Below are 18,803 nucleotides of genomic sequence, written 5' to 3'. Positions count from 1 at the left end.
TCGTTTTCTTGCCAGTAAAGGCATACGTCCGTCCATGTCTCGCAAGGGAACTAGCACGGATAATGGCATGATGGAGTCCTTCTTTGGCATTTTGAAAACAGAAATGTTTTACGGATTTGAGAAGAATTTCAAGTCACTGGACCAACTAGAGCAAGCTATCACTGATTATATTTTTTACTACAACAATAAACGCATTAAAGCAAAACTAAAAGGACTTAGTCCTGTTCAGTACAGAACTAAATCCTTTCACTAATATTTTTTGTCTAACTTTTTGGGGTCAGTACAAATAAAACTGCAACTCTTTTATTTTGGGCTTATCCCCAGAGTAATTCGACCTAAGCGACTAATTCTTGTCATTTTCCAAGCGGGAGACCAAACAATCTCGACTTGAGCATCTTCTATTCCGTCAATAGTCTTTAAAGCTGCTACTAGCTCACCAGGCATCGTATCTGCACATGAGCAACCTGCATCAGTAAAGGTCATCACTACTTTACAAAACCCGGTTTCATCTAGATGAATTTCATAGACAAGTCCTAAATTGTATATATCCAACTCAATCTCGGGATCGTAAATGGTTTCCAACACCTCCACCAATTGATCTGACAAAACAAGGGCTCGCTCATTGACTTGAATATCTTCTCTCATTTATCCAAACACTCCTAAAACATTTATAAAAAGTATTGTATCATAATTATTTGAAATATACTTGTCTTATCAAATGTTTTCATCTAGTTTTCAAAGTGCACGAACCTCTGAATGCTCGCCTTGACCAATAGAAAAGATATACTTATGACCTTGAGTCAAGCTATGATAGAAGCCATGACCAGCATTAATCTGAAATACTTGCATTGTATCACTAGACTCATCTTTATAGATATGTTGATAATAAGGATTATCCGCAAAAACTGTCTTTAGATAGTCGTTCTCCACAGGTCTGGCAGTCCCTTCTACACGCACTACCTGGATAAGGTACCCTTCCTCAGAAATAGCCGTCATCGCAACTCTTTGATCCCCCATCAATTGATCATAGAAATGCGTTTCTGGGCTTGTCATAAAGAAAATCCCTTCTTCGTTTGCTGCAGTGATATGAGCATGACGAGCATGTGGATTTCCATACTCATCCAGAGTAGCAAAAACCCCAACCTTCATATCTTCCAAAATATGCATAATATCTTTTAGTTCCATGGTATCACCCCTTGAAAACACCTATTTTCTAAAGTATATCAAAAACAAGCGAAAATGTTAAGTGGAATATTGATAGAAATGGTGAAAGTGTTTCATGAACAACTCCCTACTGACAGAACCATTTAAGAAGGTAGCTTCCTATGAGTATAAAGATAAAAAGGGAGGGCTAAATGAACCTTTGTGTCAATAAGGTATAAACTTGCTTATACCTAGCACTTCGAATAATACATTGAGTAACTAGATAAAAAACTTCTGTAATTAATATTTGTAAAATAGCCAGATTTCACAAACTGAGATGGATAGATAACTTTCTAAAAAGTTAGTCAAAAAAGTTAGTCACTTGTATTATTTGTACTTATCAGAAAAACTATATTTAACAAAATGGGAGACGTATCCAATGAATTCTCCACTAAATATCAGTATTACAGAAGTTAGTAAAGAAGGATTGAGTATAGAAACTAGCATTCTCAAAGATGGGGCAACAATTAACTTTGACAAAGAATTGGAAAAAGCCAAGAATAAATACGAAGAATTATTGAAAGAATTGATAGATATTTGAAATCCCTATCTAAACAAATTTGACATATTAACAACTAATTTTTGAAATGAAGTCTATAATAAAAAAAGTGGTTATCGACCTGATTGTTAATAGACACTTTTCTATATTCTACTGTATTCTACTGTATTCTTATTACTAATAAGTATCCTGACTGCAATCATTTATCAACTAAAAGATAATATTGATTGCGGTCGTTTTTACTTGAACCAAACCAAGTAATGATTTCTAAATCACGAAGTTTATGTAACATTTTAACAACAAATGATCGACTCCGGCCTGTAAGCTCAATGGCTTTTGCCGTTGTCATTCTCTCGCCTGAATTATACATATAGTGGACAATCAGTTGCTCATCTGCTGTTAATTCACCAAAATCAGAGAACTGTTTTTCCAAGCTGTCTCTTGTACGGAGATGTCGGCTGACAATGTTGTTCTCAAGCGTCAGGACAACCTTATTCCCAGGTTCTGAGAATTTAGGTTCATGAAGAAAGGCAGATTCCATCTCCGAGTAGATACGTTTAACACCTTCATTCATCTCACGTACCCAACCCAACTCTGTCAAGATTCGGGCAATGCGAGGGTTTCGTGAAAAGCAGTCAAAGCATTTTCATTGACCATTTGCCAAAAATTTAAAATCAATCTCTTTGATGATGAGCTTAGAAGCCATTTCAGAAGCTCTGACACATAGTGACCAATCCATCACTAAGGTCTATATCAATACCAAAAACACACTTAAACAAACTGCTGGAGAAACAGCATTTCGAATTATCAAAAAACGTTGAGGGAAATTTCAGGGAAATTTTCAGGGAAACTTTTGATTTTTGAACAAAAAAAGACACCCAAGAGAGAACTCTTGAATGTCTTGAAACGTTGATATATCGCGGATAATTAACGTTTTGAGAATTGTGAAGCTTTACGAGCTTTCTTAAGACCTGGTTTCTTACGTTCAACCATACGAGCGTCACGTGTAAGAAGGCCTGCGCGTTTCAATGAATCGCGGAAGTCTGGGTCTACTTGAAGCAATGCACGCGCGATACCGTGACGGATCGCACCTGATTGACCACCGTAACCACCACCGTTCACGTTAACGAAAACGTCGTATGAACCTTGTGTTGAAGTTACTGCGAATGGTTGGTTAATAACCAAACGAAGGTCAGCGAATGGGATGTACTCTTCTACATCTTTTTTGTTTACTGTGATTTTACCAGTACCTGGGACCAAACGTACGCGTGCAACCGCGTTTTTACGACGACCAGTACCTGTGTATTGTGCTTGTGCCATTTAGATTACGTCCTTTCCCTTAGATAAGACCTGAAATATCAAGTACTTCTGGTTGTTGTGCAGCGTGAGTGTGCTCGCTACCCACAAACACTTTCAATTTCATGCCTTGGGCACGACCAAGTGTGTTATGTGGAAGCATACCTTTAACTGATTTTTCAATCAAACGAACAGCGTTTTTAGAACGCAATTCACCAGCTGTGATTGATTTCAAACCACCTGGGTGCAATGAGTGAGTGTAGTACACTTTATCAGTTGCTTTTTTACCAGTCAATTTCACTTTCTCAGCGTTGATGACGATAACAAAGTCACCAGTATCAGTGTGAGGTGTGAAAGTTGGTTTGTTTTTACCACGAAGAACGCTAGCAACTACTGCTGAAAGGCGTCCAAGAGGTACATCAGTAGCGTCTACTACATACCATTTACGTTCAACTTGGCCTGGTTTAGCCATAAATGTTGTTTTGTTCATGATTTCTCCTATACGAATCGTTTTTGTTTACTAAGCGGATGTTCCGTTCCGCGGGTATTTGGAAGGTTCCGGGGCCTTTCAAATGGGGTAAACAATACCGTCTACCATTCTATCAAATATGGTGGTTCTCGTCAAGTTATTTTACTTTACTTTTTTTATTTTTTTACAAATAGCAGAGCTTTGAATCATGTGAGCGATTGCAAATGAATTTTCCAAAGCAAACAGTCGTTCTACTCCCCTAATTGACCTGGAAGTACCAATTTTTCCTTAGCTGAAAAAATTTGATCAAATACTTGCAATTCAGCTTCGTTCACCTCATAACCTGCAGGGTCTGTAAACCACCAGTCTCGATCGTCCAAAGCTTCTGGCCGAAATAACTTAACCAAGAAATGATCGGCTTCTGGGTCCGCCTGATAGCGAACACCAACCTCCTTACCTTTGACAAAACCAAATCGACTGTAGTAATCAGGAAAGCCTGTAATGGCCACCAAGACTGCTCCGCTATTTTCCGCCAAAGCCAGCGAATGTTCTAACAGACACTGACCGCAACCGCGGCCCCGATGCTCTGGCGAGATGCTTAAGGGACCAAAGGTCAGACTAGGCAGGCGAATGCCGTCTGCCGTGATCTCCGACGCCACATAGAGGATATGCCCCACCAATTGACCGTCGGCTTCCGCGACAAGATTGAGGTCTTTTATGACGTGTTTTTTGTTCCATAATTGATGCACAATCAGGTGCTCAGTAGCGCGCCTGGGTGATAAACGTTCCAAAAGGCCTCACGCGTCAGTTCTTCAACCGCCCGATGCTCCTTTTCTTCTTCTCTTCTGATGATTAGTGACATCTTAATTCCTTTTGATTATCCTATTCTGCAATAGGTCACTGCCACACAAAAAGGAATACATCTTTGCAAGAAATTTCCCTTAGAATCTATGCTCTCGTTTTTGTCCCAATTGATAAAATCGCTAAGACTCCTGTCCCTGTATGAGTGGCAATAACTGGTCCTAATTCTGTCAATAGAACATCAGAAACACGGTCGTCTTCCAATAAACTAGATTTGACGCCCTCTGCCGCCTCAATGTCACCCGTATAAGCAACCATAATTGTAGAATGATCCAAGTTATCCAAGGTCAGGTTCAACATTTCCTTGATTCCTTTTTTACGACCACGGATTTTAGCTATTGATTCTAGTTTTCCATCAGCATTGAGCGAAATAAGGGGCTTGATATTCACTAAACCACCGATTAAACCTGCAGCTTTGGACAGACGGCCACCGCGCACTAAGTGTTGTAAATCATCAACTAAGAGATAGGTCTGCAAGCGTGGCACCAAATCTTCTACGATTGCCATGGTCTCCACCAATGTTTTACCCGCAGCATGCGCCTCAACGGCCTTCATAACCAGATAGCCTTCACCAATGGTCGCCGCCTTCGTATCAATAATGGAAATCACTGCTTCCGGGTATTGATCCAAGACCATGTCGCGTGCAATGACTGCACTCTGATAGGTCCCTGAAAGAGCTGTTGAGAAAGCGAGATAAAACACCTCTTGACCTTCCTTGGCTGCCACTTCAAAAACTTCTTCAAACTGACCGACATTTACTTGACTGGTCATCGGCTGGCTACCACTTTCCATCTTCTCTAGCAATGTAGCACTAGTAAGGCGATTGTCCCCTACAGTCTCATAAGTTTGACCATCTAAATTGATGGTTAAACCTAGTACATCAACCCCATGTTCTTCCACCCATCCTTTTGGCAAATCCGAGGTAGAATCGGTTACTATTTTAAAACTCACTCAGTCATATCCTCCAGCATTTCTTTTAAGGCTTTAAACTGCTGATCTGACCAGGGATTCAGACGTGGGGTGTACAATTCAACTTGATCCACAAATTTATCCAAATCCTTTTTGATTACATTTGTCCGTTCTTCTAGCTCACGCGCAGATACTCGTAAGGCTCCCTGTGAAAAAACAACCCATTGCTCATTCAAATCACTCGTTGCTACCGAAACCTGTTTGCGAGGATTACTATTTAACTCTGCACTCAAGCGTTCAATATAGCTATCTGCCGTTTCTTCCTCTTCAGTAAACACAACTTGAACATTAAATTCATCATAATGCTGACGACTTCCGGGAACATGATGAGCATCAAAAACGCAAATGATGTCTATATTCTCAAATGAAGCATAGTGGGAAAGAATGCGAAGCAAGGTAGTCCTTGCGGCATCTAAATGACCTTTTTTGAAATCTTGTTTAGTTGATCTCCAAAAAGCAATCATATTATAACCATCAACAAGCAGAATCTTTTCTTTCATCTATAGTTTCTTCCGAAATACTTCGTACATCAGCACAGCAGCTGCTACGCTGGCGTTGAGGGATTGGACATGGCCCTTCATAGGAATCGTAACCATCTCATCCACCTGCTTTTTGATATTACTGGAAATCCCTTTACCTTCGTTGCCAATAATAAGTACTAGCTTGCCAGCTGTATTCCACTTGTGACTTGGGGTTCCGTTCATATCAGTACCAAATACCCAGAAACCAGCCTCCTTAAGCTTATCAAGGGTTTGGCTAAGATTAGTCACTCGGGCGATTGGGACATGAGCCACCGCACCTGTTGAGGTCTTTGCCACAACGGGCGTCACGCCAACTGCTCGGTGCTTGGGAATGATGATGCCCGCTACCTGAGTCGCATCTGCGGTCCGCAAAATCGAGCCCAAGTTGTGAGGATCTGTCAGACCATCCAAGATGAGAATGAGAGGATTATCTTCTGCTTCCGCTTTTTCCAAAATCACCGATAGGTCCGCATAGGCAAACTCAGAGACTCGTAGGACAAAGCCTTGGTGAACGGCACCTTCCGTCATGTCAGACAGGCTCTTCTTCGGCGTCCAAGAAATCGACACCTTCTTCTCTGCTGCCAGTGCCTTGATTTTTTCTACATTTTTTCCGCGCAAATCATCCTGAATGTAGAGCTTGTTACCAGTGTTGGCCTCCAAACTCTCCACTACAGCATGTACGCCATATACGATATCATTTTGTTCCATAAGAGTATTATAGCATAGGTTTTCTAAAAAAGGAGTTTCTCTTTGTAATAGCCGATAACCCTTGACTCATTCTTAAAACCATGTTATTCTTCATCATGTTATTCGTCCGTACAATCGGAAGAAAAGGAGATATTATCTATTGAAACAAGAGCAGGACAGAAGTGCCTCAAGAAAAGTATCACAATTTGGCAATACTTTTCTGAGGTGTTTTTTAATTTGAGCCCATGTTTTCTCAATGGGATTATACTCAGGTGAGTAAGGAGGAAGTGGTAAAAGTCTATCACCCTGCTCCTTGCATAACTCTTTTAGCTTATTCATCCTATGAAACCTTGCATTATCCATAATGATAACAGATGGTTTATCTAAAGTGGGTAGTAAGAATGTTTTAAACCAAGCTTCGAAAAAGTCACTAGTCATGGTTTCTTTGTAGGTCATTGGGGCTATAATCTCACCGTTTATTAGACCTGCAACTAAAGATATCCGCTGGAATCTTCTTCCAGAGATTTGACCTGTGATTAACTGACCTTTCAAAGATCGACCATATTCTCGATGAAAATATGTCTCAAACCCTGTTTCGTCAATATAAACATGTGTCAGGTGACTTAAGTTATTAAATTCTTTAAGAAACTGATTTACTTTCTCAGGGTCTTGTTCATAGTAGGTACAGCTCTTTTTTTTCGAGTATATCCCATAGCTTTGAGAGCGTAATGAATAGCTGTTGGATGACAGCCAAATTCAGAAGCTATTTCAGTCAAAAAAGCATCTGGATGAGCTTCAAGATAGTTCTTTAATTTTTCTCTATCAACTTTTCTCGGTTTGGTTCCCTTAACTTGGTGATGAAGCTCGCCTGTACTCTCCATTAATTTTAGCCATTGATAGATGGTGTTGCGGGAAATATCGAAAACAACAGATGCTTCAGTAATACTGCCGGTTTTCTCACAGTATGCGAGAACTTTTTTACGAAAATCAAATGAATATGCCATAAGTATATTATACCACAAATGTACTGTTTTTGTTTCATTTTATTATATTATGACACTACTATTTGGAATTCTGGCAGGCCTGATTACTTTTGCCATTGGCGGCTTATGGTACGACTTGATTTTCCGCGATGCCTGGATTGAAGCCTCTGGCATTGATATGGCAAAGGTTGAAGCTGACCGTCAAGCTGGTAAAAACGGTCAAAAAGAAATGATGATTTCTTTAGCAATTGAAGTTGTTACAGCCGTTGTTGCAATTTTCTTTATCAAAACTCTTGATGTTTCACCACTACATGCGGCTGGTGGCATGGGGGTAATTGCTGTACTTGCTTCATTAAAAAACTATGTTTTTGAGCAACGTCCAATCAAGCTTATCCTTATCAATGAAAGCTACAAATTGGTCTGCTACTTGGTAGTAGGAATTATTGCTTTATTTGCATAAATTAAAAAGTTCTCTGAAAATTTCAGAGAACTTTTTGCTTTCTTTCTTCAATCGGCAACGGTCGAACATCTGACAAAATAATGGGAATCCGCTCTACAGTTACTTCTGAGAATTGTAAACCAAACCAGCGGGCAGGAGAAGCTGTATAACGTTTAATGAATGCTCTCATCCCCAGAATAAATCGATCAAATGTATTCAATTCAGATGAATTGGCCATGGTCTCTTCTATGATAACAAAACGAAAATCTCCAATTTCTTTCTCATCTTGTAAACTATATACCTGTTTCTGTTTGAGTATTCTTCCCTGTTTCATTAAGTCACCCACAATGGTTCTTAAGTATCGAGAGACGTCCTGTCTCATTCTAAACCCTAAATAAAGATCTACCTTAATCAAGAAGTTTGTATCCAGGGTGTCAACTGAGTACTCTTTTGTGTAGGGTTGGTCTGTTACATGAACACGCACAAACCAGTATTGATTAGCCCGCTTTGGTTTTTTCTCCAAAATTGAGTAGAGAATCGAGTGATCGATGAAATGTCCCTGTAGATGCCTACTGAGATAAACCAAATTACTTGCATAAAGGGGGATACTTTTGTCTTGAGATAAGGCTTGTAATTGCCCCATATACTTAGACAATGGGAGCAATTTTGTATAATGAGATAATATTTGATTGCTTTTATGCCAAACAAACATGACAAATAAAATGAATAGAGAGATAATAACAACCACATAACCACCATGGACAAATTTAATGACCGATGATAAGAAGAACATTCCCTCTATCAATAAAAAGAATGCCAGACCCAGATAGGCTTGCCAGGGTTTGATGCCCGATTGTATCACAAACTCAGTCAATAGAATAGAAGTCATTAACATGGTCACAGTAATCGCCAAACCATAAGCTGCTTCCATTTTTTCTGCACTCTTAAAATAGAGAACAATTGTGGAGGTCGTCATCCAAAGAAGCCAATTTAACCTTGGAATATATAACTGACCTAAACTAGCACCAGGATAAGTAATACGTAATCTAGGGAACAATTTTAAGCGCATTGCTTCTGAAACGAGTGTAAAAGAGCCTGAAATGAGCGCTTGTGATGCAATGATTGCAGCAAGAGTTGCTAAAATCACAGCAATCATGCTTAATCCTTGGGGAACACTCGCGAAAAATGGGTTTAAAGTAATTGCCTCTGTTTGATGTGACAAAATCCATGCACCTTGTCCGAAGTAAGATAGCAAAATGGATACTTTTACAAATGGCCAACTAACATAAATATTTCCCCTACCAACATGCCCCAAATCTGAATAAAGCGCCTCCGCACCGGTAGTAGCAAGAAATACCGAACCCAGTATGAAAATACCTTCCTTATTTTCAGGACTCATCAATAAGGAAATCGCATAAAGAGGATTGAATGCCTTAAAAACTTCTGGATAAGTGATAGTATTTGTTAAACCGACAAGTCCTAAAAATAAGAACCAGATAAACATGACTGGACCAAATACATTACCAACAAAGCCTGTTCCAAATCGTTGAATACTAAACAATACTGTCAAAATCGCTAAACTCGTTGCAATAACGATTGATTCATCTTGATAAAAGGTTTCCAACAACGGAACACTTCGTAAACCTTCTATAGCAGAAGTGACTGTTACAGCTGGCGTCAACGCCCCATCTGCTAGCAAAGTTGAGCCACCAATCATAGCAGGAATGATGAGCCATTTGGCTCTTTTTCTAACAAGGGTATATAAGGAAAAAATCCCCCCCTCATGATCATTATCCGCCTTCAACGCAATCAATACATACTTAATTGTCGTAATTATAGTTAAAGTCCAAATAATTAAGGAGATAGAACCCAGAATAAATTCCTTATTAACAGCCCCAATTCCTCCTTGGCCTCTAACAAGAGCTTGCATGGTATAAAGTGGACTTGTACCAATATCTCCATAAACCACCCCGAGAGCAATAAGAAAACCAGCCTTACTACCACGTTCAAAGCTTAAACTATCTTTCTCAGTCATTTTTCACTTCTCCTTACATCACCACAGTATAGCACCGATAGAACAAAATAGCAACATCTCATTTTAAAAATGAAAACTTTTTAATAACTCGAATTTTTTCACTAACGTTTTACTTTATGTTACAATATTTTTATCAATTAGAAAGAAGTCGAATATGCCTCTCTTACACAGAACAATAAAACTTATTCTAGCAACTGTTCTGTCAATTTATCTGGCAGATTGGCTGGGATTATCATACGCAACTTCTGCCGGAATTATTGCAATTTTAAGTATTTTGGATACTCGAAAATCCAGTTATAAAATGGCTCTTAATCGCTTCTATTCCACTCTACTTGCCTTATCTATCGCAACGATAACTTTTTACTTGCTAGGTTTCGGGATTTGGACTTTAGGTGTCTACTTAGTCTTCTATGTTCCTCTTGCTTACCATTTTCGGTGGGAGGCAGGAATCGCACCCGCTACAGTCCTGGTCACTCACTTAATGCTTGAGGAAAACCTATCCATTTCCCTCTTGAGCAATGAGATGGGCTTGTTTCTGATTGGAGCCTTGACAGCCTTAATTTCAAATCTCTATATGCCTTCTCAAGAACGCATGATTGAGGAATATCACGAAAGAGTTGAAGACAAGTTGAAACAGATTCTCCTACGCTTTGAACAGTTTTTAATCGAAGGGGACGGTAGGAATGATGCAACCCTCATCAACGAACTCGATCACATGCTGGACGATGCACTAAAGATTGTCTATTTAGAACGCCACAACCAAGTCTTTCAACAAACAAATTATCAAGTCCATTATTTTGAAATGCGGGCTGCACAAAACAAAATATTACGGACCATGGCAACCAATATCAATAAGTGTTTACTGGAAACCCGAGAGAACATCATCCTAGCCAGCCTCTTTGAGCGAACAGCCCAACAACTCAGCGAAGAGAATTCAGCAAAAGAATTGTTATTGGATATTGAATTATTCCATGCAACCTTCAGAGAGCGACCTCTACCTCAAACTCGAGAAGAGTTTGAAACCAGAGCTACCCTTTTCCAACTCCTGCACGATATGGAGCATTTTATCCAACTCAAAGTCGATTTTTACCAAGCTTATTCAGAAAATAAATGACCTAATCATTGAAAGATCTACTATGTTTTACTTTTACTTATCAAAATTAATGTGCCTCTGTGTTTAGAACCTAGATTGACCATTTAACACCTCAATCTAAGACTTGTTTTCACCTACTCATATTTTTACAAAATACAGTCAGTAATTTCTCAATAAGTTGCCTTTATTGCGATTAAATAGCTATTGCATAAAAGCACTTTACGTGTGAATACAGATTTTAAAGTAAATTCAGCCAACAATTTTAAATCGGAGGAACCATGATATTATTTATATCTGCAATTATTCTTAGTATTTCAACAAGTATTGACTACTTGCTTCTTTTAATACTCCTCTTTTCAAAAGTTAAAAATAGAGGTGATAAACAACACATCTATCTGGGGCAATTACTTGCATCTTTTATCTTGATAGTGTCTAGCTTTATCATCAGTCAATTCGCCAATTTACTACCTTCTGAGTGGATGATTGGCTTACTTGGAATCTTCCCGATTTTTTTGGGAGTTCGCATTCTATTTGAATCTGAAGAAGACGTTCAAATCTCAGACAAAACAATAGGAGTCCTATCAGTTTTACTCCTTTCATTAGCATCTGGCGCTGATAATTTAGGAATTTTCTCGCCCTATTTCACAACCTTAACAATGCCAGAATTTATCGTAACAGCTGTCATCATTTTGTTGGGGACAACCGTTATTTGCTTCATCGCAGATGCTTTTGGCAGCCTCTCTCCTATCTCTGAATTTCTTGAAAAATACGAGCGTATCATTCTACCATTAGTGTTTGTTCTCTTAGGAGTCTATATTTTGATCGAATTCGGCACGCTAAATTATTTACTCGCATTTTTTCATTAAGTGGTCTTATTTAAAAAATACCCCGTCAGTGACGGGGTATTTTGATGCCATCAATCATGCTTAAACGATTGTTTGGTCTGTTTCATCACTAAAGAAATGTGCTTTATTGAGGTTGAAAGCAAGACGAACTTTTTCACCTGGTTTGTGGTAATCACGCGCATCTACACGAGATACAAATTCTGTATTTCCAACTTTAGAATACAACATTGTTTCTGCACCAAGAAGTTCAGATACTACAACTTCAGCTTCTACGATAGATGATGGATAAGTATCTAATTCCAATTGAGAAGCTTTAATGTCTTCTGGGCGGATACCCAATGTAAATGACTTACCATTGTAGCCTTTTTCTTCCAAGTGTTTGCGACGACCTTCTGGAAGACCTAGTTTGAAACCATCTCCGATAAGGACACCATCTTGAAGAGTAATTGTAAAGAAGTTCATAGCAGGACTACCGATGAAGCTAGCAACAAACTTGTTAACTGGATGGTTGTAAAGTTCTTCAGGGCTACCGATTTGTTCAATACGACCGATTGTACCTGTACCTGCTTCGTTCTTCGTAGCAGACATGATTACGATACGGTCTGCCAATGTCATCGCTTCTGTTTGGTCGTGCGTTACGTAAATAGTTGTTGCACCAATGCGGCGGTGAATTTTAGCAATCTCAGTTCGCATGGATACACGAAGTTTCGCGTCCAAGTTTGACAATGGTTCGTCCATCAAGAATACTTTAGCATCACGGACGATAGCACGACCCATGGCAACACGTTGACGTTGACCGCCAGAAAGGTCTGCAGGCTTGCGTTGCAAGAATTCAGTCAAGCCAAGGATTTGCGCTGCTTCTTCAACACGTTTTTTGATTTCATCCTTGCTGTATTTACGCAATTTAAGACCAAAAGCCATGTTGTCAAATACAGTCATATGTGGATAAAGCGCATAGTTTTGGAATACCATAGCGATGTCACGGTCTTTTGGAGCAACGTCGTTCATCAATACGCCGTCGATGTATATTTCACCTTTTGTGATATCTTCCAAACCAGCAATCATACGAAGAGTAGTTGATTTACCACAGCCTGAAGGACCTACAAAAACGATGAACTCTTTATCTTTTATATCTAAGTTAAAGTTTTCAACTGAGTAGTGTTCGCTATTTGGATATTTTTTATAAATGTTTTTTAAATTAAGATGAACCATGTTCAAGCCTCACTTTCTTTGATAGCTTTATTGTAAATGAAAGCGTTTTTAAAATCTAGGTCAAGTTGCACAAAAAGAAAAAAATCTTTTGTACAACTTGCACAAAAGATTAAATACTCATTCCCAAGATAGCCTGATGGCAAATAGCTAAATCATTTAAATCTTTCAATTGAAGACCTGTCATCTCCTGCCATTTATCAAGCCGATATTGCAAAGTGTTTCGGTGTAGATAGAGTTTCTGAGCTGCTTTTGTTAACACTGCCCCTTCTTCCCAAAGAGCCTCAATGATCGCTTCCATCTGTTGGTTTGAAATCAACTGCCTCAATCCTGATTGTAGCTGAAGGTAAGACTGTCCGCTCCACAAATACAGATAGCTAAATGTCAAGAGGAAGGATTGTTGATGACCAGCACACCACTTTCTAAACAAATCTTGCTCAGCTTGAATTAACAGTGGCCACTGTGACTCTAGCCATTCAGGCCACAACTGACCAAGAAAAATAGTCATACGAAGTCCAAAATCAAACTCCATAGTGGCGAGCGTATCCCCTAAAATTTCTCGAACATCCAACAAGGTTGATTGGTCTAAAATAAAAATATGATGGTTGGACTCCGGAGAATAGCTTGCTTGAAGATTTGGTAATAGTTGCTTCATCATATCCAACCAAGCCGTTTGCCCCTCCTGATCAATTGATGACCAAATATGTACATGAAGAACTTGCAATAGGCTAAAGTTTGTTGGTCGAATGCCGTCATTCTCAAAATAGGATTGCCAAGGAGAACGAGCGTATGTGTTTGCTTGATTCTGCAATAGCTCAATCAACAGTTTCTCCCTTTCAGTCAATGTCATCCTATCAAAAGAAAAATAGCCCATTCCTGGCACATCAATGGTAATATCATCTCCATTTTCGTTTCTTTCGTTCCATCTCCCCTGTGGGAAAAAGGCTAATACACTGTCTCTATCCATTGCACTTCCTCTCTATTGTTTTGGATAAGGATTGCTCCCCATACTTTCCATCACCATTCCAACTCTTTAAAAATCAAAATGCACCATTGCCAAGCGTCTTTGATGAATGGAATCGGCAAACAACCCTACCATTAACCATTAAAAAAAAACGATTGGCAACAAGCCATTATTTCTACTTTCGATTTTCATTGAATATAACTCTATTATCCTTCAAAAGCAACACAACGTCAAGATTCAACCTATATCTCCTTATGTCAAAACATGATAAACGAAATAAAAAAAAGCCTTACGGCTCTTTAACATTATACACGTTCAACTTTACCTGATTTAAGTGCACGAGCTGATGCCCAAACTTTTTTAGGTTTACCATCAATCAAAACAGTAACTTTTTGAAGATTTGGTTTAACTGCGCGTTTAGTTTGGTTCATTGCGTGTGAACGGTTGTTACCAGATACAGTCTTACGACCAGTAAAATAACATACTTTAGCCATTGTATATTCCTCCTCATTTGATCAAATATTACGGATGTGCTAGCACCACATACCATATTAGTCTACCAAAAAATAGAGTAGTTGGCAAGGATTTTTTTTAATATTTTACCCTGGCTACTGGCAACATTGACTTTTTATCAGCTAGTACTTTATTGAAAATCAATAAGACTTCTAGATTTAAAGACAACTCTAAAACAACAGATTATTGAAATATAGCTTCAACTCGGTAAATGACCTTACCTTTATTTGAGAATTTTTCCTCATACTCAGTCATAATATTGCCTTCTAGGCCGTCCGCATGTAAGTCTAACCAAACCTGCTTCAATACCATACCGTACTGTGAAAAACTAGCTAAGCTATATTCAAACAGTCCACGGTTATCCGTTTTAAAATGAATTTCCCCGCGTTCCGGTAGGATTTCTTTATAGGTGTCCAAAAATGTCTTATAGGTCAAGCGACGTTTCTCGTGACGTTTTTTCGGCCATGGATCCGAGAAATTTAAGTACAATCTATCAATCTCTGCTGGCGCAAAATAATTTGTCAAACTTGAACCGTCTACTTGCAATAACTTTATATTCGGTAAATCTGCTTCCAGAACTCGATCCAAGGCATAGCTTAGAACGGTCATCTGAATATCAATCCCAATATAGTTCACATTTGGATTTTGTGCAGCCATTTCTGTCACAAAACGACCTTTTCCAGACCCGACTTCAATATGAATAGGGTTATGATTCCCAAAAATTTCTGCCCACTTCCCCTTACATTCTTCCGGATTGGAAATAACAAACTGAGGATTGGTTGCTAAGAGCTCACTAGCTCCCTTTCGATTTCTAACTCTCATATATCTTTCTTGAAACTCTGACGAAATTGACGCAGAGCATATATTTCTTTGTTTGCCGCCGGCACGTTGTAACTTTCAACATGCTTCACAATTTGGTTTAAATACCCAAGCTGACCATACCAATATATCTTACTGAGTACGGTTTGATTGTATTTGTACCCATATGCTTTAAGCCATTCTTTCCACTCATGACGCGGAATATAATGCGTTAACAGATAAGCCACATCTAACATACGGTCCGTCAAACAAGCTGTTTCCCAGTCAGTCAAGTATACTAATCCACTCGTTGTTTCTACCCAGTTTGTATGATGTAAGTCACCATGGACAAAAGTAGCTACTTCTTGACGGAAATTAGGCAAATGATTTAACAAATCTTGACAAATCGATTGCAAATATGTGTTTTGTGCCAATCGAGCTGGCGCTTCTTTTCGCCAACGATGTACCAAATCCTGTGGCTCCATATAAGTATAATTCATCTGAAGAGCCTGATTCAACAAAATACGAGAATAGTGCATGCGCACCAGAATCTGACGCACCTGTTTACTTCCCATATCTTGACGTTCTAACGTCCTACCATTCAGCCACTCCTGCTCAACCCTATGCCCCATACCTGCCTCACGATTTGCTGATAAAATCGGTGGGGTAATTTGTTCCCGTGCCAAAACTGAAACAATAGGAGGCATTTCATACTTCACAAACACTGGCGTTCCGTCTGACCGTTGGCCTTTGAACGCCTTGCCACTATTCCCTGCAATAGACTGTAATTGTAGCCCACTGGTATCAAACTGCATGCCATTCCTCCTTGAAAAATTCCTTACTATTTTACTAGTTTTCAGCTATTTAGTCAATCAATTTTTTTAATTTGGCTGGTAAATATCCCTCGTGCAAAAAAATCCCAACCAACAGCAATAGCACCACCATTATACTCTCTTTAGAAAATAGCAGAGCTAAACTCACTTCGATTCCTAAAAATCCGTAAAGTACAATACGCAGAACCTTTTGGAAACCACGCCTTTTTTCATCTTTTCCCAACGGATATAACTGAGTCAAATATTGATAATCATAATGCCTGAAGAGCCCTAGCAACTGAAACAAGAGTAAATAATGAAAAATGAGGACCAAGCCAATTGACAACCATGATTCATCAATCGCAACCAATGATAAGATGGCTAACAAAAACAAGCGCAATGCTAAGGCTAAGTAATCCCCTGCCCTCATAAAAGCACGTAGGTACAGATAAAACCACGTTTGTTGATCATGCACAAGGCGCAATATCCCATTTAGATAGGTTCTCGGTTTAACAGGTACACTAATTCCTTTCACCGTGGTAAACAGGGCAAAGAAACGTAAAATTGACTGTTTTCTCTTCTGTTCATCCTGAATGGCTTTGGACCAATCCAACACTCCCTGCGACTGATATTGTGCCATTTGGTGCTTGACTAGAATGTATTTTAGCACCAACAGCAAAAGGATATAGCAAACAATCATCCAAACAGCTAAACCCAGTATTAAGTAAATAGGAACCAATAACATTTGTACCAGCACCTGAATTCCAGACCAGAGGATATAAGTCCGTCTAGCTGCTACATGGATAATTTGTAGAACTTCTTTTTCCTTTGGTAAAAGGAAAATCTCATCTGCCTCTTCCAAATAAGTGGCAATTTTCCCAGAAAATAACACCAACAAACTGACCACTAAAAGCAGCAAGTAGATTGGCAGGGAGTTTTCAGGAAAATTCAGTAGTAATTGCCGATATTGCAAGCTTAAAAAGCCGATAAATACCATCAGCACTAACACAAAATGGTCATTCAATACATAGCGCAAATACTTGGAACATTTAGTTAGGAAGTCCCTTCTGCGTTGTTGAAACATTGCCTTCATCTGGCCACTCCTTCTTGTGTCAACGCCAGATAAATTTCGTTGAGACTTGCACCTTTCATGTTAAAGGCATGTTGCAATTCCTCTAAATTCCCTGTTGCACGAACCTGACCTTGATGTAAGATAACAAAAGAATCACACATTTTCTCGGCCGAGTCAAGAACATGAGTAGACATCAGAATTGAAGTTCCTTTAGCTTTCTCCTCTTCTAATAGGTTTACTAAGTCCGAAATCGCTACAGGATCCAGCCCTAAAAACGGCTCGTCAACAATCAACAAACTCGGTTCCACCATGAAAGCACAGATAATCATAACTTTCTGTTTCATTCCCTTAGAAAAATGAACAGGGAACCAGTCCAATTTTTCATCCAACCGAAAAACCGTTAACAACCCCTGAACTCGACTCCAGGCTTGATCCCAAGTCAAATCATAGGCTAAAGCTACTACCTCTAAATGTTCCTTAAGCGTCAATTCCTCATACAAGCTAGGTGTTTCAGGGATAAATCCAATTTTCTTCCGATAATTATCTGCATCCTGTACAAGACTTTTCCCATCAATTAAAATTTCTCCCTGATAAGGAGTCAAAAGGCCAATAATTTCCTTTATCGTCGTTGATTTCCCTGCACCATTCAATCCAATTAAGCCAACTAACTGACCGCTCTCAACAGTGAAAGATACATCTTTCACTACGGGAATATTGATGTAGCCTCCTGTTATATTTTTTACTTCTAACATACATTTCTTCCTATAATTTGATATAATTATTATATCAAAAATTCTAAAAAGAGGTTGTCATTATGTCAGATTGTATTTTTTGTAAAATTATTGCTGGAGAAATCCCAGCTTCTAAAGTCTATGAAGATGATCATATCCTTGCCTTTTTAGATATCACCCAAGTCACCAAAGGACACACTTTAGTTGTTCCTAAGAAACATTACCGCAATATGCTTGATATGGACGCAGAAGCAGCAGCTACACTCTTTTCAGTGATTCCTACTATCTCCAGTCATTTGAAGGAGAGACTCGGTGCTAAAGGCCTAAATATTGTCAATAATAACGAAGAAGTGGCTGGTCAGACTGTCTTTCATACCCATATCCATCTCTTACCACGATACGATAAAAAAGACGGACTGGAAATCCATTTCAAGACCAACGAACCTGATTTCCCAGCACTAGCCCAGCTAGCGCAAAGCCTATATTTAGGAGAATAAGATGAAACTTAGCAATATTATAGTGGCTGTAGGTGCTGCCAGTGCAACATTTCTTGCTATTACCAACCGAGAAAAAATTTCAAAAGAAGTCAAGGAAGTACAACAACTCTTGACTGATATTCAGACCAGCAAATCGAATATCCAACATCAACTAGCCATTATCCAAAGTTTTCAAAAACCTTTGCAAGAATTAACAGCTGATCTCCAGTATAAAACACGCATCTACCAACAAAGTATAGCAGGCAACTTACAAGAGATTCAAACCATCCAAGAAAAATACGCTTCAAAACACCCCCAAAAATAATAG

24 protein-coding genes and 2 pseudogenes are annotated in these 18,803 nt (G+C 39.0%); 8 read left to right on the top strand and 18 right to left on the bottom strand.

The features are described from left to right. Positions 1–253, top strand: a 253-nt coding sequence (locus ACPC58_RS06970; protein WP_434065613.1) for an IS3 family transposase, incomplete at its 5' end; no start/stop codon positions are given. 50 nt (positions 254–303) lie between these two features. Here the strand turns inward: ACPC58_RS06970 and ACPC58_RS06965 are convergent. Together ACPC58_RS06965 and ACPC58_RS06960 are read right to left on the bottom strand one after the other, a co-directional pair. Continuing rightward, entirely contained in the window at positions 304–645 is a 342-nt protein-coding gene (locus tag ACPC58_RS06965) for a metal-sulfur cluster assembly factor (RefSeq protein WP_434065612.1), read from the bottom strand. Positions 646–735: 90 nt separating this feature from the next. Next, positions 736–1,185: a pyridoxamine 5'-phosphate oxidase family protein gene (locus tag ACPC58_RS06960; RefSeq protein WP_434065611.1), complete on the bottom strand. Its 450-nt coding sequence runs from the start codon at positions 1,183–1,185 to the stop codon at positions 736–738. Between the two features lie 397 nt (positions 1,186–1,582). Between ACPC58_RS06960 and ACPC58_RS06955 the strand changes: the two genes are divergently transcribed. Beyond that, positions 1,583–1,744 carry a hypothetical protein gene (locus ACPC58_RS06955; RefSeq protein ID WP_434065610.1) on the top strand — a complete coding sequence of 54 codons (162 nt, stop codon included), beginning with the start codon at positions 1,583–1,585 and terminating at the stop codon, positions 1,742–1,744. A 157-nt stretch (positions 1,745–1,901) separates the two neighbouring features. Here the strand turns inward: ACPC58_RS06955 and ACPC58_RS06950 are convergent. Further along, positions 1,902–2,333: pseudogene (locus ACPC58_RS06950) on the bottom strand (ATP-binding protein); the annotation flags it as partial. A 58-nt stretch (positions 2,334–2,391) separates the two neighbouring features. On the opposite strand from ACPC58_RS06950, the pseudogene ACPC58_RS06945 reads away from it, so the two are divergent. Next, positions 2,392–2,523 (top strand): annotated as a pseudogene (locus tag ACPC58_RS06945) (site-specific integrase); the annotation flags it as partial. Positions 2,524–2,629: 106 nt separating this feature from the next. Here ACPC58_RS06945 and rpsI read toward each other — a convergent pair. From rpsI to ACPC58_RS06910, 7 genes are all read right to left on the bottom strand, one after another. Beyond that, positions 2,630–3,022 (bottom strand): 30S ribosomal protein S9, encoded by a 393-nt coding sequence (rpsI, locus tag ACPC58_RS06940; protein WP_172036793.1) that lies wholly within the window; start codon positions 3,020–3,022, stop codon positions 2,630–2,632. A gap of 19 nt (positions 3,023–3,041) precedes the next feature. After that, positions 3,042–3,488, bottom strand: coding sequence for a 50S ribosomal protein L13 (rplM, locus tag ACPC58_RS06935; RefSeq protein ID WP_024391353.1), 447 nt, complete (start codon positions 3,486–3,488; stop codon positions 3,042–3,044). A gap of 230 nt (positions 3,489–3,718) precedes the next feature. Then, positions 3,719–4,216: a GNAT family N-acetyltransferase gene (locus ACPC58_RS06930; RefSeq protein WP_434065614.1), complete on the bottom strand. Its 498-nt coding sequence runs from the start codon at positions 4,214–4,216 to the stop codon at positions 3,719–3,721. Positions 4,217–4,415: 199 nt separating this feature from the next. Beyond that, entirely contained in the window at positions 4,416–5,279 is an 864-nt protein-coding gene (locus ACPC58_RS06925; protein WP_434065609.1) for a DegV family protein, read from the bottom strand. Next, entirely contained in the window at positions 5,276–5,797 is a 522-nt protein-coding gene (locus ACPC58_RS06920) for an NYN domain-containing protein (protein ID WP_277837458.1), read from the bottom strand. The genes ACPC58_RS06925 and ACPC58_RS06920 overlap by 4 nt, the downstream gene beginning before the upstream one ends. After that, positions 5,798–6,526: a 23S rRNA (guanosine(2251)-2'-O)-methyltransferase RlmB gene (rlmB, locus tag ACPC58_RS06915; RefSeq protein WP_217374236.1), complete on the bottom strand. Its 729-nt coding sequence runs from the start codon at positions 6,524–6,526 to the stop codon at positions 5,798–5,800. It abuts the gene before it with no gap. A 132-nt stretch (positions 6,527–6,658) separates the two neighbouring features. After that, a protein-coding gene (locus tag ACPC58_RS06910) for an IS630 family transposase (protein ID WP_434065608.1) occupies positions 6,659–7,509 on the bottom strand; the annotation gives its coding sequence in 2 pieces (ribosomal slippage) (positions 6,659–7,206 and positions 7,206–7,509; 852 coding nt in all). Between the two features lie 49 nt (positions 7,510–7,558). Between ACPC58_RS06910 and ACPC58_RS06905 the strand changes: the two genes are divergently transcribed. Further along, positions 7,559–7,948, top strand: a complete 390-nt coding sequence (locus ACPC58_RS06905) for a DUF1761 domain-containing protein (RefSeq protein WP_434065607.1) — start codon at positions 7,559–7,561, stop codon at positions 7,946–7,948. A 22-nt stretch (positions 7,949–7,970) separates the two neighbouring features. Here ACPC58_RS06905 and ACPC58_RS06900 read toward each other — a convergent pair whose 3' ends face one another. Then, a complete protein-coding gene (locus ACPC58_RS06900; RefSeq protein ID WP_434065606.1) occupies positions 7,971–9,962 on the bottom strand; it encodes a KUP/HAK/KT family potassium transporter in 1,992 nt (663 codons plus the stop codon). A 154-nt stretch (positions 9,963–10,116) separates the two neighbouring features. On the opposite strand from ACPC58_RS06900, the gene ACPC58_RS06895 reads away from it, so the two are divergent. Both ACPC58_RS06895 and ACPC58_RS06890 read left to right on the top strand, forming a co-directional pair. After that, a complete protein-coding gene (locus tag ACPC58_RS06895; protein ID WP_434065605.1) occupies positions 10,117–11,076 on the top strand; it encodes an aromatic acid exporter family protein in 960 nt (319 codons plus the stop codon). A 257-nt stretch (positions 11,077–11,333) separates the two neighbouring features. After that, complete coding sequence (locus ACPC58_RS06890; protein ID WP_172036802.1) at positions 11,334–11,921, top strand: cadmium resistance transporter; 588 nt, start codon at positions 11,334–11,336, stop codon at positions 11,919–11,921. 60 nt (positions 11,922–11,981) lie between these two features. On the opposite strand, the gene ACPC58_RS06885 is transcribed toward ACPC58_RS06890, so the two are convergent. From ACPC58_RS06885 to ACPC58_RS06855, 7 genes are all read right to left on the bottom strand, one after another. Continuing rightward, complete coding sequence (locus ACPC58_RS06885; RefSeq protein ID WP_434065604.1) at positions 11,982–13,112, bottom strand: ABC transporter ATP-binding protein; 1,131 nt, start codon at positions 13,110–13,112, stop codon at positions 11,982–11,984. 109 nt (positions 13,113–13,221) lie between these two features. Further along, complete coding sequence (locus ACPC58_RS06880; RefSeq protein ID WP_434065603.1) at positions 13,222–14,076, bottom strand: helix-turn-helix domain-containing protein; 855 nt, start codon at positions 14,074–14,076, stop codon at positions 13,222–13,224. Positions 14,077–14,378: 302 nt separating this feature from the next. Continuing rightward, positions 14,379–14,567: a 50S ribosomal protein L28 gene (gene rpmB, locus ACPC58_RS06875; protein WP_001140948.1), complete on the bottom strand. Its 189-nt coding sequence runs from the start codon at positions 14,565–14,567 to the stop codon at positions 14,379–14,381. A gap of 202 nt (positions 14,568–14,769) precedes the next feature. After that, positions 14,770–15,408: a tRNA (guanosine(46)-N7)-methyltransferase TrmB gene (gene trmB, locus ACPC58_RS06870; RefSeq protein WP_434065602.1), complete on the bottom strand. Its 639-nt coding sequence runs from the start codon at positions 15,406–15,408 to the stop codon at positions 14,770–14,772. Next, positions 15,405–16,199: a cell cycle regulator CcrZ gene (gene ccrZ, locus ACPC58_RS06865; protein ID WP_434065601.1), complete on the bottom strand. Its 795-nt coding sequence runs from the start codon at positions 16,197–16,199 to the stop codon at positions 15,405–15,407. The genes trmB and ccrZ overlap by 4 nt, the downstream gene beginning before the upstream one ends. Before the next feature lie 49 nt (positions 16,200–16,248). After that, positions 16,249–17,289: an ABC transporter permease gene (locus ACPC58_RS06860; protein ID WP_434065600.1), complete on the bottom strand. Its 1,041-nt coding sequence runs from the start codon at positions 17,287–17,289 to the stop codon at positions 16,249–16,251. Beyond that, positions 17,286–18,020, bottom strand: coding sequence for an ABC transporter ATP-binding protein (locus ACPC58_RS06855; RefSeq protein ID WP_434065599.1), 735 nt, complete (start codon positions 18,018–18,020; stop codon positions 17,286–17,288). The genes ACPC58_RS06860 and ACPC58_RS06855 overlap by 4 nt, the downstream gene beginning before the upstream one ends. A gap of 62 nt (positions 18,021–18,082) precedes the next feature. On the opposite strand from ACPC58_RS06855, the gene ACPC58_RS06850 reads away from it, so the two are divergent. Then, on the top strand, positions 18,083–18,496 hold the full coding sequence (locus ACPC58_RS06850; RefSeq protein ID WP_434065598.1) for an HIT family protein: 414 nt from the start codon (positions 18,083–18,085) through the stop codon (positions 18,494–18,496). 1 nt (position 18,497) lies between these two features. Next, positions 18,498–18,800, top strand: a complete 303-nt coding sequence (locus tag ACPC58_RS06845; protein WP_434065597.1) for a chemotaxis protein — start codon at positions 18,498–18,500, stop codon at positions 18,798–18,800. Positions 18,801–18,803 lie beyond the last annotated feature (3 nt).

Origin of the sequence: Streptococcus sp. VTCC 12905, from assembly GCF_049893385.1 — a bacterium.
In the GTDB taxonomy this organism is placed as follows: Bacteria; Bacillota; Bacilli; order Lactobacillales; family Streptococcaceae; genus Streptococcus; species Streptococcus suis_AA.
This window is presented reverse-complemented; position numbering and strand designations above follow the sequence as displayed.

Coding starts and splice junctions, on each gene's coding strand:
- ACPC58_RS06965 (WP_434065612.1), bottom strand. CDS start 645: ATGAGAGAAGATATTCAAGTCAATGAGCGAGCCCTTGTTTTGTCAGAT.
- ACPC58_RS06960 (WP_434065611.1), bottom strand. CDS start 1,185: ATGGAACTAAAAGATATTATGCATATTTTGGAAGATATGAAGGTTGGG.
- ACPC58_RS06955 (WP_434065610.1), top strand. CDS start 1,583: ATGAATTCTCCACTAAATATCAGTATTACAGAAGTTAGTAAAGAAGGA.
- rpsI (WP_172036793.1), bottom strand. CDS start 3,022: ATGGCACAAGCACAATACACAGGTACTGGTCGTCGTAAAAACGCGGTT.
- rplM (WP_024391353.1), bottom strand. CDS start 3,488: ATGAACAAAACAACATTTATGGCTAAACCAGGCCAAGTTGAACGTAAA.
- ACPC58_RS06920 (WP_277837458.1), bottom strand. CDS start 5,797: ATGAAAGAAAAGATTCTGCTTGTTGATGGTTATAATATGATTGCTTTT.
- rlmB (WP_217374236.1), bottom strand. CDS start 6,526: ATGGAACAAAATGATATCGTATATGGCGTACATGCTGTAGTGGAGAGT.
- ACPC58_RS06905 (WP_434065607.1), top strand. CDS start 7,559: ATGACACTACTATTTGGAATTCTGGCAGGCCTGATTACTTTTGCCATT.
- ACPC58_RS06900 (WP_434065606.1), bottom strand. CDS start 9,962: ATGACTGAGAAAGATAGTTTAAGCTTTGAACGTGGTAGTAAGGCTGGT.
- ACPC58_RS06895 (WP_434065605.1), top strand. CDS start 10,117: ATGCCTCTCTTACACAGAACAATAAAACTTATTCTAGCAACTGTTCTG.
- ACPC58_RS06890 (WP_172036802.1), top strand. CDS start 11,334: ATGATATTATTTATATCTGCAATTATTCTTAGTATTTCAACAAGTATT.
- ACPC58_RS06885 (WP_434065604.1), bottom strand. CDS start 13,112: ATGGTTCATCTTAATTTAAAAAACATTTATAAAAAATATCCAAATAGC.
- ACPC58_RS06880 (WP_434065603.1), bottom strand. CDS start 14,076: ATGGATAGAGACAGTGTATTAGCCTTTTTCCCACAGGGGAGATGGAAC.
- rpmB (WP_001140948.1), bottom strand. CDS start 14,567: ATGGCTAAAGTATGTTATTTTACTGGTCGTAAGACTGTATCTGGTAAC.
- trmB (WP_434065602.1), bottom strand. CDS start 15,408: ATGAGAGTTAGAAATCGAAAGGGAGCTAGTGAGCTCTTAGCAACCAAT.
- ccrZ (WP_434065601.1), bottom strand. CDS start 16,199: ATGCAGTTTGATACCAGTGGGCTACAATTACAGTCTATTGCAGGGAAT.
- ACPC58_RS06860 (WP_434065600.1), bottom strand. CDS start 17,289: ATGAAGGCAATGTTTCAACAACGCAGAAGGGACTTCCTAACTAAATGT.
- ACPC58_RS06855 (WP_434065599.1), bottom strand. CDS start 18,020: ATGTTAGAAGTAAAAAATATAACAGGAGGCTACATCAATATTCCCGTA.
- ACPC58_RS06850 (WP_434065598.1), top strand. CDS start 18,083: ATGTCAGATTGTATTTTTTGTAAAATTATTGCTGGAGAAATCCCAGCT.
- ACPC58_RS06845 (WP_434065597.1), top strand. CDS start 18,498: ATGAAACTTAGCAATATTATAGTGGCTGTAGGTGCTGCCAGTGCAACA.